This is a genomic window from Mycobacterium scrofulaceum, from assembly GCF_001667885.1.
Lineage (GTDB): Bacteria > Actinomycetota > Actinomycetes > Mycobacteriales > Mycobacteriaceae > Mycobacterium > Mycobacterium scrofulaceum_C.
Genome location: NZ_LZJW01000073.1, coordinates 1 through 15,014, shown reverse-complemented (window position 1 = coordinate 15,014; position 15,014 = coordinate 1). Strand labels below are relative to the sequence as shown.

Annotated in this window: 21 protein-coding genes; 6 read left to right on the top strand and 15 right to left on the bottom strand. The window is 69.1% G+C overall.

Translation table 11 applies throughout. From position 1 onward, the window contains the following. The first annotated feature begins 3 nt into the window (after window positions 1-3). Entirely contained in the window at window positions 4-1,041 is a 1,038-nt protein-coding gene (locus A5681_RS10120; RefSeq protein WP_067273117.1) for a dihydrodipicolinate reductase, read from the top strand. A gap of 10 nt (window positions 1,042-1,051) precedes the next feature. Here the strand turns inward: A5681_RS10120 and A5681_RS10115 are convergent, their stop codons facing one another. Continuing rightward, on the bottom strand, window positions 1,052-1,906 hold the full coding sequence (locus A5681_RS10115; RefSeq protein ID WP_067273114.1) for a helix-turn-helix transcriptional regulator: 855 nt from the start codon (window positions 1,904-1,906) through the stop codon (window positions 1,052-1,054). A 74-nt stretch (window positions 1,907-1,980) separates the two neighbouring features. Here A5681_RS10115 and A5681_RS10110 point away from each other — a divergent pair, with 74 nt between their 5' ends. After that, window positions 1,981-2,619 carry a class I SAM-dependent methyltransferase gene (locus tag A5681_RS10110; RefSeq protein WP_419866308.1) on the top strand — a complete coding sequence of 213 codons (639 nt, stop codon included), beginning with the start codon at window positions 1,981-1,983 and terminating at the stop codon, window positions 2,617-2,619. Here A5681_RS10110 and A5681_RS10105 read toward each other — a convergent pair. Further along, window positions 2,616-3,848 carry a zinc-dependent alcohol dehydrogenase gene (locus tag A5681_RS10105; protein WP_067273108.1) on the bottom strand — a complete coding sequence of 411 codons (1,233 nt, stop codon included), beginning with the start codon at window positions 3,846-3,848 and terminating at the stop codon, window positions 2,616-2,618. The genes A5681_RS10110 and A5681_RS10105 overlap by 4 nt on opposite strands. 143 nt (window positions 3,849-3,991) lie before the next feature. On the opposite strand from A5681_RS10105, the gene A5681_RS10100 reads away from it, so the two are divergent. From A5681_RS10100 to A5681_RS10090, 3 genes are read left to right on the top strand one after another with little or no spacing between them, the layout of a single operon-like run. After that, window positions 3,992-4,933, top strand: coding sequence for a class I SAM-dependent methyltransferase (locus A5681_RS10100; RefSeq protein WP_067273105.1), 942 nt, complete (start codon window positions 3,992-3,994; stop codon window positions 4,931-4,933). Then, window positions 4,930-5,838, top strand: coding sequence for a class I SAM-dependent methyltransferase (locus A5681_RS10095; RefSeq protein WP_067273102.1), 909 nt, complete (start codon window positions 4,930-4,932; stop codon window positions 5,836-5,838). The genes A5681_RS10100 and A5681_RS10095 overlap by 4 nt, the downstream gene beginning before the upstream one ends. Window positions 5,839-5,860: 22 nt before the next feature. Next, complete coding sequence (locus A5681_RS10090) at window positions 5,861-6,775, top strand: class I SAM-dependent methyltransferase (RefSeq protein WP_067273098.1); 915 nt, start codon at window positions 5,861-5,863, stop codon at window positions 6,773-6,775. A 3-nt stretch (window positions 6,776-6,778) separates the two neighbouring features. Here A5681_RS10090 and sppA read toward each other — a convergent pair whose 3' ends face one another. Beyond that, entirely contained in the window at window positions 6,779-8,551 is a 1,773-nt protein-coding gene (gene sppA / locus A5681_RS10085; protein ID WP_067273095.1) for a signal peptide peptidase SppA, read from the bottom strand. Window positions 8,552-8,590: 39 nt separating this feature from the next. Between sppA and A5681_RS10080 the strand changes: the two genes are divergently transcribed. Beyond that, window positions 8,591-9,517 carry an LLM class flavin-dependent oxidoreductase gene (locus tag A5681_RS10080; RefSeq protein ID WP_067273093.1) on the top strand — a complete coding sequence of 309 codons (927 nt, stop codon included), beginning with the start codon at window positions 8,591-8,593 and terminating at the stop codon, window positions 9,515-9,517. Here the strand turns inward: A5681_RS10080 and rplO are convergent, their stop codons facing one another. The 12 genes from rplO to A5681_RS10020 all read right to left on the bottom strand — a co-directional run. Then, complete coding sequence (gene rplO / locus A5681_RS10075) at window positions 9,518-9,958, bottom strand: 50S ribosomal protein L15 (RefSeq protein ID WP_067273090.1); 441 nt, start codon at window positions 9,956-9,958, stop codon at window positions 9,518-9,520. Then, on the bottom strand, window positions 9,955-10,137 hold the full coding sequence (rpmD, locus tag A5681_RS10070) for a 50S ribosomal protein L30 (RefSeq protein WP_055401836.1): 183 nt from the start codon (window positions 10,135-10,137) through the stop codon (window positions 9,955-9,957). The genes rplO and rpmD overlap by 4 nt, the downstream gene beginning before the upstream one ends. Next, the gene (gene rpsE, locus A5681_RS10065; RefSeq protein WP_067273089.1) at window positions 10,134-10,814 is read right to left on the bottom strand and encodes a 30S ribosomal protein S5; all 681 of its coding nucleotides are present in this window, start codon (window positions 10,812-10,814) and stop codon (window positions 10,134-10,136) included. The genes rpmD and rpsE overlap by 4 nt, the downstream gene beginning before the upstream one ends. Before the next feature lie 38 nt (window positions 10,815-10,852). Next, a complete protein-coding gene (gene rplR / locus A5681_RS10060) occupies window positions 10,853-11,221 on the bottom strand; it encodes a 50S ribosomal protein L18 (protein WP_073879405.1) in 369 nt (122 codons plus the stop codon). A gap of 41 nt (window positions 11,222-11,262) precedes the next feature. Continuing rightward, entirely contained in the window at window positions 11,263-11,802 is a 540-nt protein-coding gene (gene rplF / locus A5681_RS10055; RefSeq protein ID WP_067273085.1) for a 50S ribosomal protein L6, read from the bottom strand. Between the two features lie 10 nt (window positions 11,803-11,812). Next, window positions 11,813-12,211, bottom strand: a complete 399-nt coding sequence (gene rpsH / locus A5681_RS10050) for a 30S ribosomal protein S8 (RefSeq protein WP_007167852.1) — start codon at window positions 12,209-12,211, stop codon at window positions 11,813-11,815. Between the two features lie 137 nt (window positions 12,212-12,348). Next, a complete protein-coding gene (locus A5681_RS10045; protein WP_067273083.1) occupies window positions 12,349-12,534 on the bottom strand; it encodes a type Z 30S ribosomal protein S14 in 186 nt (61 codons plus the stop codon). A gap of 4 nt (window positions 12,535-12,538) precedes the next feature. Next, complete coding sequence (rplE, locus tag A5681_RS10040; protein ID WP_067273081.1) at window positions 12,539-13,102, bottom strand: 50S ribosomal protein L5; 564 nt, start codon at window positions 13,100-13,102, stop codon at window positions 12,539-12,541. A gap of 1 nt (window position 13,103) precedes the next feature. Beyond that, entirely contained in the window at window positions 13,104-13,421 is a 318-nt protein-coding gene (rplX, locus tag A5681_RS10035) for a 50S ribosomal protein L24 (protein ID WP_067273078.1), read from the bottom strand. Next, window positions 13,422-13,790, bottom strand: a complete 369-nt coding sequence (gene rplN, locus A5681_RS10030; protein WP_003403649.1) for a 50S ribosomal protein L14 — start codon at window positions 13,788-13,790, stop codon at window positions 13,422-13,424. It abuts the gene before it with no gap. A gap of 189 nt (window positions 13,791-13,979) precedes the next feature. Further along, window positions 13,980-14,528 carry a DinB family protein gene (locus A5681_RS10025; protein WP_067273265.1) on the bottom strand — a complete coding sequence of 183 codons (549 nt, stop codon included), beginning with the start codon at window positions 14,526-14,528 and terminating at the stop codon, window positions 13,980-13,982. A 15-nt stretch (window positions 14,529-14,543) separates the two neighbouring features. After that, a partial coding sequence (locus A5681_RS10020; RefSeq protein WP_197498565.1) for an HNH endonuclease signature motif containing protein occupies window positions 14,544-15,014 on the bottom strand: 471 nt, incomplete at its 5' end.

The window sequence follows — 15,014 nt, the reverse complement described above, 5'->3', positions numbered from 1 at the left end:
GGCATGGCGCCGTACCGAGTGGTCCAGTGGTCGACCGGCAACATCGGCAAGCGAGCGCTCGGCGCCCTGCTGGACCGCGACGACTTCGACGTGGTCGGCGTCCACGCCTTCGGTCCGGACAAGGTGGGCCGCGATGCGGGCGAGCTGGCCGAGCAGGGCGCGGTCGGTGTCCCCGCCACCGACGATGCCGACGCGTTGATCGGGCTCCGACCCGATTGCGTGTGCTACATGCCGCGGGTCATCGACTACGACGTGGTGCTCAAGATGCTGCGCGCCGGCATCAACGTCGTCACCACCGGCGACTTCCTGACCGGCACCCATCACCCGGTGGAACTTCCGGCGCTCGAGGAGGCGGCAGCCCGGGGCGGCGCGACCTTCCTCGGGACGGGATTCGAGCCGGGCTTCATCAACGTCGTCGCCGGTTTCCTCACCGGCGCATGCCGGCGGGTCGACAAAGTCACGCTCGTCGAAACGCTGGACTGCACAACGTATCCCGTGTGGGACGTGTGGAAAGTGCTGGGATTCGGTAAGACACCCCGGGAGCCGGTGACGCACATCGACCCGGCGACGCAGCGATACGGCCTCGGCTACTTCGAGACGCTGGACATGATCGCCGCCATGCTCGGTGTCGAACTCGACTCCAAGGAGGCGTTCGTCGAGCCCGCGGTGCTGACCCGGGATCTGGACCTGGGCTGGGTGGCCTTCGGCGAGGGCACGATCGGGGGTCAGCGCCGCACCTACCGCGGCCTGCTCGGCGGCCGGCCGGTGGTCGAGCTGGCCATCTGCTGGACCATGAGCAACGACGCGCTCGACCCGCAGTGGAGCGAGCCCGAGGGTTTCAGCGTCGTGATCGAGGGCCGACCGCGCGTCGACGCGACGATCCGGTTCGGCGAGCCCGGGCAGGACGCGATGACCGTGTTGATGGACAGCACCGCGGTGGCCGCCGTCAACGCCATTCCGTTTCTGTGCGACGCGCGGCCCGGCGTCATCACCCCGATCGACCTGCCGATCACCGGATCCGTTGGGGCGCTACGGGTCTGAGCCGCGCCGGTCAGGCCGCCCGGCCGCGCCACTGGCGTGGCGAGACCCCGTGGGTCCGGACGAAGAGCCTGCTGAAGTAGCCCGCGTCGGCGATCCCGACCCGCCCGGCGACCTCGGCGATCGGCAGGTCGGTTTCGGCGAGCAACGTGCGCGCCTCGGCCATGCGGCGTTCGGTGATCCACTCCCCGACCGTGCGCCCGGTGCGGCGCCGCACCACGGTGGTCAGGTGTCCCGGGGTGATGCCCAGTTCGGCCGCCACGTCGCGCAGCGACAACTGCTCGGCGTGCCGACGGTCGATCACGTCGAACACCTCCGCCAGCAGCGGTTCGCCGCTGCGCCGGAGCTCGGTGGCCACCGGTCCCGCCAGGCGCGCGAGGTCGATCAGCAACAGGGTCAGGTGTGCCAGCGCCGCCTGCCGGTAACCGTCCTGCCGCGCGTCGAGTTCCGTTTCGATCGAACGGATCGCGGCGTCCCACGCCGACCGGCGGGCCGCGGGCACGTCCAGGCGCAGGATCCCGCCAACCTGCCCGTGTAGGAACGGGAACAGCAGCGGGTGCGCCCGCCACGCCGGCCACGGTGATCGCGCGTCCTCACCGAGCGCGGCGGGGTCGAAGAACACCGCCACACCGGCGTCGCGAAGGTCCAGGCACCCGGGGTCGAGGACCCGGCCCGCGGCCGCCACGTAGACCAGCCCGGCGGCGGGCAGGTACCACAGCGCCGGAAAGTCGTGAATGTGGCGGCCCCGGTCGACGAAATCCTCGGGACCCGACCGCACCACCGACACCGGCGGGATGTCGGGCCCGATGCGGTATTCGTAGATCGGCACGCCCGCGCGCCACCGAACCATCCGAGCCGGCTGCGTCATGCCGCCAAAGATAGTCCTATTTTCACCGACGATCACCCAATACTTCTCGCATTGACCGATTCACCATGGAGCATGTGACGAAACATCATCCACATGACTACTTGCCCGCCGCCGGACACGACGCGCTGCTGCCCTGCTACGACCTGATCTCACGGCTACTGGGCATCAAACGCGTCCACCAGGCGCTCATCGCCCAGGCCGGGCTGGCCGACGGCCAGCGCGTCCTGGAAATCGGCTGCGGCACCGGCAATCTCATCGTTCGAGCCAAACGCGACCATCCCCACCTGGAGGCGGTCGGATGCGACCCCGACCCGCGGGCGCTCGACCGGGCGCGGCGCAAGGCGAACGACGTCCGGTTCGATCAGGGCTACGCCGAGCGGCTGCCCTACGCCGACGGCGAATTCGACCGGGTGCTGTCGTCGATGATGCTGCACCACGTCCAGGACGCCGCGAAACCCGCTGCGGCGGCGGAGATCTTCCGCGTCTTGCGTCCCGGCGGCAGCCTGTATCTGGTCGACATCGGCGGCGAGCCGACCGCCGATCACGGCGTGCTGGCGCGGCTCATCAGACGCAATCCGCACGCGGGCGGAAATCTCGGCGACGCGATTCCCCGGCTGCTGACGACGGCCGGATTCGACTGCACCGAGGTTGCCTCGACGCGGCACCGCGTTCTCGGGCGGTTGAACTACTACCGGGCGACGCGCCCCGCCTAGCGCTGGTCGAACGCGACCTTGACGGCGCCGCTCTCGCCCTGGTTGGCGATCGCGAGGAAGGCGTCGCGCCACCGTTCCAGCGGGAAGGTGTGCGTGAGCATCGGGCGCAGGTCGACCCGGCCGTCGGTGGCCAGGTCCAGGTAGTGGGCGATGGCGTGCTTGCGCTGACCGCCCACCTCCTCGACGCCGAAGGCGTTGGAGCCCACGAGGGCAATCTCCTTGAAATACAAGGGACTCCACTCCCACCGGCCCGGGGCGTGCACGCCGGCCTTGACCAGCGTCCCGCGGGAGCGCAGCACCCGCACGCCCACCTCGAACGTCTCCGGCTTGCCGATGGTGTCGTACACGACGTCCACCGCCCCGGGGTGCGCCATCGGCAGCCCCAGCAGCGGCTGCCGCAGCCGGCCGCCGCCCCACCCGACCACCTCCTCGATGACCGCCTGGCGCGGTTCGTGATCCACCACCAGGGCGGCCCCGAACCGGCGGGCCAGTTCCTTCTGCGCCGCGAACCGCGCCACCACCGCGACGGCCACGTCCGGGTACAGCGCCCGCAGGATGGCGACCGCGCACAATCCCAGCGAGCCGGCCCCGTACACCAGGACGCGGCCCGAGCGCGGCGGCGGGTGGCGGGTGATCGCGTGCAGGGACACCGAGAACGGGTCGGCGAACACCGCCACCTCATCCGGGACGGAATCCGGCACACCGAACAGCATGCTGTCGTGGGCGGGCATCGATTCGGCATAACCGCCCGTCACATCGGCGGACACCCCGGTGTGGATGCCGGGCTTGATGTCCCCGTCGGCGAAGCTCCAGCACAGGCTGTAGTCGCCGGCCTCGCACGCGGGACAGGGCGGCTCGATGCCGCGGGGCCCGCAGGACAGCCACGGGTTGAGCACCACCCGCTGCCCGACGTCGAGCCCGCGGGCCTTCGGGCCCAGCGCCACCACGTCGGCCACCACCTCGTGGCCCATGACCTGTGGGAAGGAACAGAAGGACGACATGGCGTTGTCAGCGTCGCCCTCGCCGAAATCCATCAGGATCTGCTTGGAATCCGAGCCGCAGATGCCGGTCAGCCGCGGCCGGGTGAGCACCCAATCGTCATGCGGCAGTAGTGGTTCGGGCACCTCACGCAGCGCGGTCGGCGTGCGGGACAAATTGGCCGTGAGCCTGTTGGCCCCGTCGGGAACCTCGAAGGGTTCCGGCGGCACGCCGTACACCAGCGCCCTCACGGGGGAGCCATCCCCGCCGCACCCGCGATGAACACCCGATCGGCCATCAGTCAAGGTTGCCGCGAATCGCGGGAAGCGTACAGTGGTTGAAGCTTGTTAAATCGACTAAATATTAGCTTAACTACTTCTGAACAGGGGCACACATGACTTCCACCAGGTACGAGGGCGACACCTGGGACCTGGCGTCCAGCGTCGGGGTGACCGCGACGATGGTCGCCGCCGCCCGCGCCGTGGCGACCCGCGCCGACCGTCCGCTGATCAACGACCAGTTCGCCGAGCCGCTGGTCCGGGCCGTCGGCGTGGACCTGCTCACCCGGCTGGCGACCGGCGAACTGAACCCGGACGAGCTGAACGACGCGCACGACGGCGCGACCGGCTCGGCCGGCGCGATGTCCCGCATGGCGGACAACATGGCGGTGCGCACCAAATTCTTCGACGAGTTCTTCCTCGACGCGACGCGGGCGGGCATCAAGCAGGCCGTGATCCTCGCCTCTGGGCTGGATGCCCGCGCCTACCGGCTGCAGTGGCCGGCCGGAACCGTCGTCTACGAGGTCGACCAGCCCCAGGTGATCGACTTCAAGTCGCGCACCCTGGCCGGGCTGGGCGCCGCGCCCACGGCCGAGCGCCGCGAGGTGGCCGTCGACCTGCGCGACGACTGGCCCGCCGCGCTGCGGGCCGCGGGATTCGACCCGGCCCAGCCGACCGCGTGGAGCGCCGAGGGCCTGCTCGGTTACCTGCCGCCCGAGGCGCAGGACCGCCTGCTGGACACCATCACCGACCTCAGCGCGCCGGGCAGCCGGCTGGCCGTAGAAAGCGCGCCCAACCCCGAGCCCGGGGAGGAGGACAGGATGAAGGAACGCATGCAGCACATCTCGGAACGCTGGCGTGCGCACGGTTTCGACTTGGACATGGCGGGCCTCGTCTACTTCGGGGACCGCAACGAGGCGGCGCCCTACCTCGCCGACCACGGGTGGCGGCTCGACAAGGTCAGCATCCGGGAGTTGTTCGCGGCCAACGGCCTTCCACCGCTCGAGGACGACGACATCCGGATGGGCGAGATGCTCTACGTGAGCGGAACGCGATGAGCGAGGGGCGTAGCGAAGGCGACAGCTGGGGACCCGCGTCCAGCGTGGGCGCCACGGCGACCATGGTGGCGGCGTCGCGCGCGGTGGCGTCGCAGGGGCCCAACGCACTGCTCGACGATCCGCTGGCCGAGCCACTGGTCCGCGCCGTCGGCCTGGAGCCCTTCATCCGGATCGTCGACGGGCAGGTCGACTTCGAGGACGACCCGCTGTTCAACCGCAAGGCGCGGGCCGAGCAGATCACGGTTCGCACCCGGTTCTTCGACGACTTCTTCACCGGCGCCACCGAAGACGGTGTGCGCCAAGCGGTCATCCTCGCGTCCGGCCTGGACACCCGCGCCTACCGGTTGCGGTGGCCGGCGGGAACCGTCGTCTACGAGATCGACCAGCCACAGGTCATCGCGTTCAAGACCGACACGCTCGCCGGCCTCGGCGCCGCCCCGACCGCCGACCGCCGAACGATCGCCATCGACCTGCGCGACGACTGGCCGGCGGCGTTGCGCGACGGCGGATTTGACGTGACCCAACCGACCGCGTGGAGCGCGGAGGGACTGCTGCCCTACCTGCCACCCGAGGCCCAGGACCGGCTGTTCGACAACATCACCGCGCTCAGCGCGCCGGGCAGCCGACTGGCCACCGAGCACGTGCCCGACCCCAACGTGTTCTCCGAAGAGCGGTTGCAGCGCATCAGCGAACGCTGGCAGCGGTTCGGCTTCAACCTCAACGCAGCCGATTTGTTCTACCGGGGCGAGCGCAACGTCGTCGTCGACTACCTCACCACCCACGGCTGGCAGGTTACGACCCACCCCGCGCGAGAGCTGTACGCGCAGAACGGGTTCGACTTCCCCGAGGATGAGATGGCGGCCACCTTCGGCGAGTTGAGCTACGTCGCCGCGACGCTCGCGTAGCGGGTTGGCTAGGGTTGCGCCTATGTCACGCGCTCACGACGACGAGTGGGATCTGGCGTCCAGTGTGGGCGCGACCGCGACCATGGTGGCCGCCGGGCGCGCCATGGCCACGAAGGATCCCCGCGGCCTGATCCACGACCCGTTCGCCGAGCCGCTGGTGCGCGCGGTGGGGGTCGACTTCTTCACCAAGATGATGGACGGCGAGCTCGACTTCGACGCGATCGAGAACGCGTCGCAGGTGCGCATGCAGGCGATGGTCGACGGAATGGCGGTGCGCACCAAGTATTTCGACGACTACTTCATCAACGCGACCGCCGCGGGAGTCCGGCAGGTGGTCATCCTCGCGTCGGGGTTGGACGCGCGCGCCTACCGGCTGCCGTGGCCGGCCGGCACGGTGGTCTACGAGATCGACCAGCCCCGCGTCATCGAATTCAAGACGGCCACCTTGGCCGGCATCGGCGCCGAACCGACCGCGACGCGGCGCACCGTACCGATCGACCTGCGCGCCGACTGGCCCGCCGCACTGAAGGCGTCCGGATTCGACCCGACGGCGCCGACGGCCTGGCTCGCCGAGGGCCTGCTGATCTACCTGCCGCCCGAAGCCCAGGACCGGTTGTTCGACAACATCACCGCGCTCAGCGTGCCCGGGAGCACGATCGCGACCGAATTCGTGCCCGGCATCATCGATTTCGACGCGGACCGGGTGCGGGAGATGTCCGGTTCCTTCCGGGACCACGGCGTCGACATCGACATGGCGTCGCTGGTCTACGCCGGCGAACGCAACCACGTCCTGGACTATCTGCGGTCCAAGCGATGGGACGTCGAGGGCACCACCCGCACCGAACTGTTCCGCCGCCAAAGCATCGAGGTGCCGCCCCCGCAAAACGACGACCCGCTCGGCGAGATCATCTTCATCAGCGGCGAGCTGACCGGTTAGCTCCTAGAACCGCAACGGCCCCGACCACAGCGCGCTGGCGCCGGTCAGCGCCTGTTCGAGGTTGTCCACGATGCCGGTGACCGTCCGGCCCAGCAGGGCGGCCAGCCCGTCGGGCAGCGAGGCGGCGGCCGGCTGCGAGGAGGCCCGCGGTCGCACCATGTCTAGCAGCGACGAGCTCGGATAGCTCAACACTCGGACCTCGGTGTCCGCGTCCAACCCGGCCAGGATCTTGGCCCGCCGCACCGCCGTTCGGAAGCCGCCCAGCTCGTCGACCAGGCCGCGCTCCAACGCGTCGGCGCCGGTCCAGATTCGTCCCTGCGCGACGCGATCGACGGCTTCGGCGGTCAGGTTGCGCGCCTCGGCGACCCGCTGCACGAAGTCCGCGTAGAACAGGTCCGCCTCGGCCTCCCGATGCGCCTGCTGTTCGGGCGTGAACGGTGCGTCGATCGACCACGCGTCGGCATTGGCGTTGGTGCGCACCGTGTCCGACCCGACACCCAACCGGTCCAGCAGGTCGCGGATCACCAGCTTGCCGGTGATGACACCGATCGAACCGGTGACCGTCGCCGGGTTGGCGACGATCGCGTCGGCACCCATCGAGACGTAATAGCCGCCGGACGCGGCGACCGCGCCCATGGACGCCACCACCGGCTTGCCGCGCTTGCGGGCCTGCGTCACCTCGCGCCAGATGCTCTCCGACGCGGTGATGGTGCCGCCGGGACTGTTGACCCGCAGCACGATTGCGGACACGGAGTCGTCGGCGCCGGCCTCCCGCAGGGCCGCCCCGATGGTGTCGCCACCCGCGGTCGCGGTGCCCAACGGCAGGAACTGGGGCCCGCCGCGACCGTCGACGATCATGCCGTCGAGGGTGACGACGGCCAGCGTCGGCTTGGGCCGGCGACCGGGCACCGGTGGCTTGGGCGGGGCCAGCCGGGAACGGGATGCACTCGCGTAGCGCGCCAGGAACAGCCGCGGCGGGGCGGTCTCATCCGAAACGTCCTTGACACCAACCAATTCCGCGATCCGCGCGTAGGCCTCGTCGCGGAAGCCGATCCGGTCGAGCAGACCCGCGGCCACGGCGTCGTCACGCAACAGCGGGGCCCGGTCGGCCAGCGCGTCGAGCGCGCCCCGGTCGAGCTTGCGTGATTCGGCGATCGCCCGCCACGCCTGCTCCTGCAGGCTTTCCAGCATCCGGGTGACGGCCTCGCGGTGCGCCGTCGTGAAGCCGTGCTCGGTGAAACGGTTTGCCGCCGACTTGTATTGGCCGCGCGCCACGAATTGGGGTTCGATGCCCGCCTTGTCGAACGCGTCACGCAGGAAGGTGGCGTTGCTGGCGAAGCCGATCAGCCCGACGCTTCCCGAGGGCTGCATCCACACCTCACCGAACGCCGAGGCCAGGTAGTAGGACAGCGTGCCCGGATAGGTCTCGGCCCAGGCCAGTGATGGCTTGGCGGCGGTGAAGGCGGCGATGGCCTCGCGCAGCTCCTGCACGGCCGCCGGCGGCGACGCGGCCAATTGCACGCGGGCGATCAGCCCGGCGACCCGCGGGTCCTCGGCCGCGCGATGGATGGCGGCGATCGCGTCGCGCAGCGTCATCTGCCTACCGCCGGTGAAGATGGCCAGCGGGTCGAAGCCCGTCGCCTCGGGCGGCGCCGACCTCAGGTCGAGCTCGAGCACGCAGCCGTTGGGCACGCCGTGGTGGCGGGCGGTGTCGACGCGACCGGCCAGCGCGCGGACGTCGTCGACCCCAGGAAGCGAGGGCAGGAAGGCGAACATGTTTGCAGCGTACCGACACCGCCGCCGTACGGTGGTGGGGTGAGGTTCGCGATCGCCATCCCCCAGTTCGACTACGACCGGTTCGACGGCGAGGGGCTACGCGCCTACCTGCGTCGGGCCGAGGAGCTCGGGTTCGAGGGCGGCTGGGTGCTCGAGCAGATCATCGGGGAGGCTCCGCTGCTGGCGCCGCTGGAGCTGCTCGCCTACTGCGCGGCCTGCACCGAGCGCCTGCGCCTGGGAGTGGCCGTCCTGGTGACGTCGCTGCACGATCCGCTGCAGCTGGCGTCATCCATCACGGCGGTCGACCGGCTCAGCCACGGCCGGCTGGACGTCGGTGTCGGGACCGGCGGGGGCTTTCGCAGGTTTGCCGCGTTCGGCGTCGAAAAGGACACGTACATCTCGTATTTCACCGAGGGCCTGAAGCTGATGAAGGCCGCCTGGTCCGACGAACCCCGGGTCACATTCCACGGCCGGTTTCGTGAAGTCGACGACGTGCCGATTCAGCCCAAGCCGGTGCAGCGGCCGCACCCGCCCATCTGGTTCGGCGGCCTGGCGCCCAAGGCCCTGGCCAGGGCGGTGCGCCACGGCGACTCGTTCCTCGGCGCCGGTTCGTCGACCACCGAGGCGTTCGCCGGGGCGGTCGGCGTGGTGCGCCGCGAACTCGGCGAACAGCGAAAGGACCCGGCACATTTCACCATCGGCAAGCGCGTCTACCTGATGGTCGACGACGATGCGACGCGCGCCCGCGAGCGCGTGCTCGCGGGGCTGCGGCGGATCTACGGCAACATGCCGGGCGTCGAGGACGTGCCGGTGTCGGGCACGCCCGACGACGTGGCGCGCGGCCTGCGCGAGGTGATCGACGCGGGCGCCGAGTACCTGTTGCTCAATCCCGTCGGCATCGACGTCGGCGAGAACCGCGAGCAGATGGAACGCCTTGCCGCGGAGGTCATTCCGCGGCTGGGTTGATCAGAGCTCGGTGACCGATCCGCCGGCGGCGGTGATCTTCTCGCGGGCGCTGCCGCTGAACTTGTGTGCCGTCAGGTCCACCTTGACGGTCAGCTTGCCGTCGCCGAGGACCTTGACCAACGCGTTCTTGCGGACCGCGCCCTTGGCCACCAGCTCGTCCACGCCGACCGACCCGCCCTGCGGGAAGAGCCGGTTGATGTCGCCGACGTTGACGATCTCGTATTCGGTGCGGAACCGGTTCCGGAATCCCTTGAGCTTGGGCAGCCGCATGTGAATCGGCATCTGCCCACCCTCGAAGGTGGCCGGCACGTTCTTGCGGGCCTTGGTGCCCTTGGTGCCGCGGCCGGCGGTCTTGCCCTTCGAACCCTCACCGCGACCGACGCGGGTGCGGGCCGTCTTGGACCCGGGCGCCGGCTTCAGGTCGTGCAGCTTGATGGTCACTTGGCCTCCTCCACCTCAACGAGGTGATTGACCACCGCGATGAGGCCGCGGGTCTGTGGGTTGTCCTCACGGATCACCGAGTGGCGGATCCGGCGCAGGCCCAGCGTGCGCAGGCTTTCCCGCTGCTTCCAGCGGGCCCCGATGGTGCTGCGCACCTGGGTGATCTTCAACTGGCTCATTGCGGTGCCGTTCCCTCGCGCGCGGCACTGGCGGCCAGCGCTTCACTTTCACGTCGCGCCCTCAGCATTCCGGCCGGGGCGACATCCTCGATGGGCAGTCCGCGCCGGGCGGCCACCTCCTCGGGACGCTGCAGCAGCTTGAGCGCGGTGACGGTGGCGTGCACCACGTTGATCGCGTTGTCGCTGCCCAATGACTTGGCCAGGATGTCGCGCACCCCAGCGCATTCCAGCACCGCGCGGGCCGCGCCGCCGGCGATCACACCGGTACCGGGGCTGGCCGGGCGCAGCAGCACCACACCGGCGGCCGCCTCGCCCTGCACCGGGTGCGTGATGGTGCCGCCGATCAGCGGCACGCGGAAGAAGCCCTTGCGCGCCTCTTCCACGCCCTTGGCGATGGCGGCCGGGACTTCCTTGGCCTTGCCGTAGCCGACGCCGACCATGCCGTTGCCGTCGCCCACGATGACCAATGCGGTGAAGCTGAAGCGCCTACCACCCTTGACCACTTTGGAGACACGGTTGATGGCGACGACCCGCTCCAGGTAGTTGCTCTTGTCGCCGTCGCGGTCGCGGCCACCACGGCCGCCCCCGTCGCGCCGACCGCGGCTGTCGCGATTGTCGCCGCGCGAGTCGCGGTTGTCGCCGCGGGCCTCGGGGCCGCCGGCTGACTGTTCCGCCATTATGCGGTCCTTCCGGTCTTGTTCAGGCTCTTGATCATCTAGAAACTCAATCCGTTCTCGCGCGCGGCATCGGCCAGCGCCGCGATTCGTCCGCCGTAGGTGTACCCGCCGCGGTCGAAGACCACGGAGTCGACGCCGGCGGCCTTGGCGCGCTCGGCGATCAATTGCCCCACCCGCACGCTGCGGGCCTTCTTGTCACCCTGCAGTCCGCGCACGTCGTCCTCGATCGACGACGCGGCGGCCACCGTGGTGCCGTTCTCGTCGTTGACCAGTTGCACGTGGATGTGCCGCGCGGACCGGTTGATGACGAGCCGCGGACGCTCCGGGGTGCCCGCGATCTTCTTGCGCAGCCGGGCGTGCCGACGCAGCCGAGAGACCCGGCGAGTTGCGGACACGCTCTGCCCCACCGGCTTCCGCGCGGCGGTGTCAGCTTGTTTTTGCGCCATGACTACTTACCTGTCTTTCCGACCTTGCGGCGGATCTGCTCACCCTCGTAGCGCACGCCCTTGCCCTTGTACGGGTCGGGACGGCGCAGGCGGCGGATGTTCGCCGAGATCTGGCCGACCTTCTGCTTGTCGATCCCGGAGACCGAGAACTTCGTCGGTGACTGGACCGCGAACGTGATGCCCTCGGGCGCCTCGATCACCACGGGATGGCTGTAGCCCAGCGCGAACTCGAGGTGGGCGCCCTTGAGCTGCACGCGGTAACCGACGCCGAAGATCTCCATCTTGGTGGTGTAGCCCTCGGTCACGCCGGTCACCAGGTTGGACACCAGCGTGCGCGACAGGCCGTGCAGCGAGCGGTTGCGCCGCTCGTCGTTGGGGCGGGCGACCACGATCGCGCCGTCCTCGTTGCGCTCCACCGTAATCGGTTCGGCCACCGTCAGATTCAGGCTGCCCTTGGGCCCCTTCACCGAGACGTTCTGACCGTCGATCGTTACGTCGACTCCGGACGGAACCGGAACCGGCTGCTTACCAATGCGCGACATGTTTACTCCCTCACCACACGTACGCGAGGACTTCGCCGCCCACGCCCTGTCTGGCTGCCTGACGATCCGTCAGCAGGCCCGAGGAGGTCGAGATGATCGCCACGCCCAGGCCGCCGAGCACGCGCGGCAGGTTGGTGGATTTCGCGTACACCCGCAGACCGGGCTTGGACACTCGCCGCAGTCCGGCGATGCTCCGCTCCCGGCTCGGCCCGTACTTGAGCTGGACGATCAGCGACTTGCCCACCCGAGCATCTTCGGTCCGGTAATCGCTGATGTAGCCCTCGCTCTTGAGGATCTGGGCGATGTTGGCCTTGATCTTGGAGTGCGGCAACGTCACCTCGTCGTGATACGCCGAATTGGCGTTACGCAGACGTGTCAAGAAGTCTGCGATCGGATCCGTCATAGTCATCGAGCGCTGCTCCTCTTCATCGCTACGCTCTGCATCGTCGTCATCGCGGTCATGACAGCGTTGGTACCTTCCTCGCGGTGGTTCCCGGTTCGGGCCTGTCGCGCACCTGTTCTGGGTTGGTCTTGGGGTCCTGGCTCTTACCAGCTGCTCTTCTGCACGCCGGGCAGCTCGCCCGCGTGCGCCATTTCGCGCAGGCAGATCCTGCACAGGCCGAACTTGCGGAACACCGCGCGCGGCCGGCCGCACTTGTTGCAGCGCGTGTAGCCGCGCACCGCGAACTTCGGTTTGCGGTTGGCCTTATTGACCAGTGCCTTCTTCGCCATCTACTCAGTTCTCCTTGAAGGGAAAGCCGAGGGCCCGCAACAGCGCTCGTCCTTCGTCGTCGGTCGTCGCCGAGGTGACGACGTTGATGTCCATGCCGCGGACCCGGTCGATCTTGTCCACGTCGATCTCGTGGAACACCGACTGCTCGGCCAGGCCGAACGTGTAGTTGCCGACACCGTCGAACTGCTTGGGCGACAGGCCGCGGAAGTCGCGGATACGCGGCAGCGCGATCGAGGTGAGGCGGTCCAGGAATTCCCACATCCGGTCGCCGCGCAGGGTGACCCGGGCGCCGATCGGCATGCCCTCGCGCAGCTTGAACTGCGCGATGGACTTGCGCGCCCTGCGGATTTCGGGGCGCTGGCCGGTGATCAGGCTCAGGTCATTGACCGCGCCGTTGATCAGCTTCGCGTCCCGCGCCGCGTCGCCGACGCCCATGTTGACGACGACCTTCGTGACGGTCGGGATCTGCATGACGTTGGCGTAACCAAACTGCTGCTGCAGCGAATCACGAATCTCGTTGCGGTAGCGCTCTTTCAGGCGCGGCTGCACCTTCTCAGTTGTCGTCATGCTAGATGTCCTTGCCGTTGCGCTTGGAGATGCGGACCCGCTTGCCGGTCTCCTCGTCGACCCGGTAGCCGACGCGGGCGGGCTTGCCGTCCGAGTCGACGACCATCACGTTCGAAACGTGGATCGGGGCTTCCTGGGTGACGATTCCGCCCGACTGGGCTCCGCGCTGGTTGCTCGAGATCGCGGTGTGCTTCTTGATCCGGTTGACGCCCTCGACCAGCACCCGGTTGCGTTCCGGGTAGGCCTGCAGCACCTTGCCCTTGGCACCCTTGTCCTTGCCGGCGATGACCAGGACGGTGTCGCCTTTGCGGACCTTCATTTACAACACCTCCGGGGCGAGCGAGATGATCTTCATGAACCGCTTCTCACGCAGCTCGCGGCCGACGGGCCCGAAAATGCGCGTGCCACGCGGGTCGTTGTCGGGCTTGATGATCACCGCGGCGTTCTCGTCGAACTTGATGTAGCTGCCGTCCGGGCGGCGGCGCTCCTTGACCGTGCGTACCACGACGGCCTTGACGACATCCCCACGCTTGACGTTGCCGCCGGGGATGGCGTCCTTGACGGTGGCGACGATGACATCACCGATGCCGGCGTAGCGTCGCGACGAACCACCGAGCACCCGGATGCACAAGATCTCCTTGGCGCCGGTGTTGTCGGCGACCTTCAGCCGCGATTCCTGCTGAATCACTCGATCTCCTGACCTGGTTTCGTGTGCACGGCAGGACGCAGGCCAAAGCCCACCAAAAAACCTGACATGCGCGGTCTTTGTCACCGAAGGGCACGCGGGGCCGATTCGCACCGGCCGAGGTCTGCCCAAGGCAACCCCTAGAGTCTAGGGGACGACCAGCTCAGAGCCAAATTCGCGGCCAAGGCGGCGTCAATGCCGGTTCTCGGGAGCGCCTGCCCCGATTCTCCGGATATCGCCGAGGTGGTGCACGCCCTCGTGCATCGCCTGGCGCACCAGCCAGCGCGCGGTGCGCGGCTCGCCCGGCAACCGGGTCCCGGTGCGGTCCCAGTCGTGTTCTTTCGCACGCGCGACTTCGTCCAGGAAGCCCGCCGCGGCGGCCGCCAGCTCGTCGAGCGTGGCGTCGATGTCGCAGTCGTTGTACCTGAAGCGGCGGGCCCGCAGGTCGTTGAGCATCGGCTCCCAGGCGGGCTGGTCCTCGGTGCGGACGCGGTGCAGCCGGATCGTGAAGCTGACGTAGACGTCGCGCAGGTGGCACAGGTATTCGGCGACCGACCACACATCTGGGCCGGGCCGTACCCGTCGCGCCTCGGGCGCGATCGCGGCTATGGCCTCGCGGGCGGCTTCCGGCAGGCCGGCGATCACGCCGATCGCCTTGTCGAGCCGAGTCTCCGAATAACTGATCCCACAGGCGGCGCAAACATGGTCCTCGCCGGCCAATGGCGGTAGCGACGCGGGCATGGCGCAATCTTCCACCTAGAACGGTGGTGGTTCTTCGTCGGCTTCGGGCGGCGCGGGGCCGCTGTAGCTCACCGACTCGGCTCGTCGGGCGCTGCGGGCATCGCGGTTGTGGCGGCGTTCGACGGCGATGCGGGTGGCGCGGTCTTGGGTGCGGGTGCGGCGCCGGCGGGGCATCATCGCGGTGCGGTCGGCGCAGTAATCGGGCGCCGGGTCGGCCTCGGCGGCCGGTATGGCACCGGTGGCGTGGCACAGGCTCGGGAACAGCAGCGCACTGCCCGGGGTGGTGACGTAGGTGCGCCCGGCCGGAGACGTCAAGATCAGCGTCCCATCGGGCAGCTGCTGTTCGCGCCAGCCCCAGAAGGTCTTGACCAAATGATGTGTGCGGCAATAACACTTGAGGTTGCTCGCATGGGTGAGTCCCCCTTGGCTGTGGGGGATGGTGTGGTCGATGTCGCAGGCCACCGCCGGGTGATCACAGCCGGGCCA

Excerpts from the sequence above, each read along its gene's own strand:
- A5681_RS10120 (WP_067273117.1), top strand. The coding sequence starts at position 4 with ATGGCGCCGTACCGAGTGGTCCAGTGGTCGACCGGCAACATCGGCAAG.
- A5681_RS10115 (WP_067273114.1), bottom strand. The coding sequence starts at position 1,906 with ATGACGCAGCCGGCTCGGATGGTTCGGTGGCGCGCGGGCGTGCCGATC.
- A5681_RS10100 (WP_067273105.1), top strand. The coding sequence starts at position 3,992 with ATGACTTCCACCAGGTACGAGGGCGACACCTGGGACCTGGCGTCCAGC.
- A5681_RS10095 (WP_067273102.1), top strand. The coding sequence starts at position 4,930 with ATGAGCGAGGGGCGTAGCGAAGGCGACAGCTGGGGACCCGCGTCCAGC.
- A5681_RS10090 (WP_067273098.1), top strand. The coding sequence starts at position 5,861 with ATGTCACGCGCTCACGACGACGAGTGGGATCTGGCGTCCAGTGTGGGC.
- sppA (WP_067273095.1), bottom strand. The coding sequence starts at position 8,551 with ATGTTCGCCTTCCTGCCCTCGCTTCCTGGGGTCGACGACGTCCGCGCG.
- rpmD (WP_055401836.1), bottom strand. The coding sequence starts at position 10,137 with ATGAGCCAGTTGAAGATCACCCAGGTGCGCAGCACCATCGGGGCCCGC.
- rpsE (WP_067273089.1), bottom strand. The coding sequence starts at position 10,814 with ATGGCGGAACAGTCAGCCGGCGGCCCCGAGGCCCGCGGCGACAACCGC.
- rplF (WP_067273085.1), bottom strand. The coding sequence starts at position 11,802 with ATGTCGCGCATTGGTAAGCAGCCGGTTCCGGTTCCGTCCGGAGTCGAC.
- rpsH (WP_007167852.1), bottom strand. The coding sequence starts at position 12,211 with ATGACTATGACGGATCCGATCGCAGACTTCTTGACACGTCTGCGTAAC.
- A5681_RS10045 (WP_067273083.1), bottom strand. The coding sequence starts at position 12,534 with ATGGCGAAGAAGGCACTGGTCAATAAGGCCAACCGCAAACCGAAGTTC.
- rplE (WP_067273081.1), bottom strand. The coding sequence starts at position 13,102 with ATGACGACAACTGAGAAGGTGCAGCCGCGCCTGAAAGAGCGCTACCGC.
- rplX (WP_067273078.1), bottom strand. The coding sequence starts at position 13,421 with ATGAAGGTCCGCAAAGGCGACACCGTCCTGGTCATCGCCGGCAAGGAC.
- A5681_RS10025 (WP_067273265.1), bottom strand. The coding sequence starts at position 14,528 with ATGCCCGCGTCGCTACCGCCATTGGCCGGCGAGGACCATGTTTGCGCC.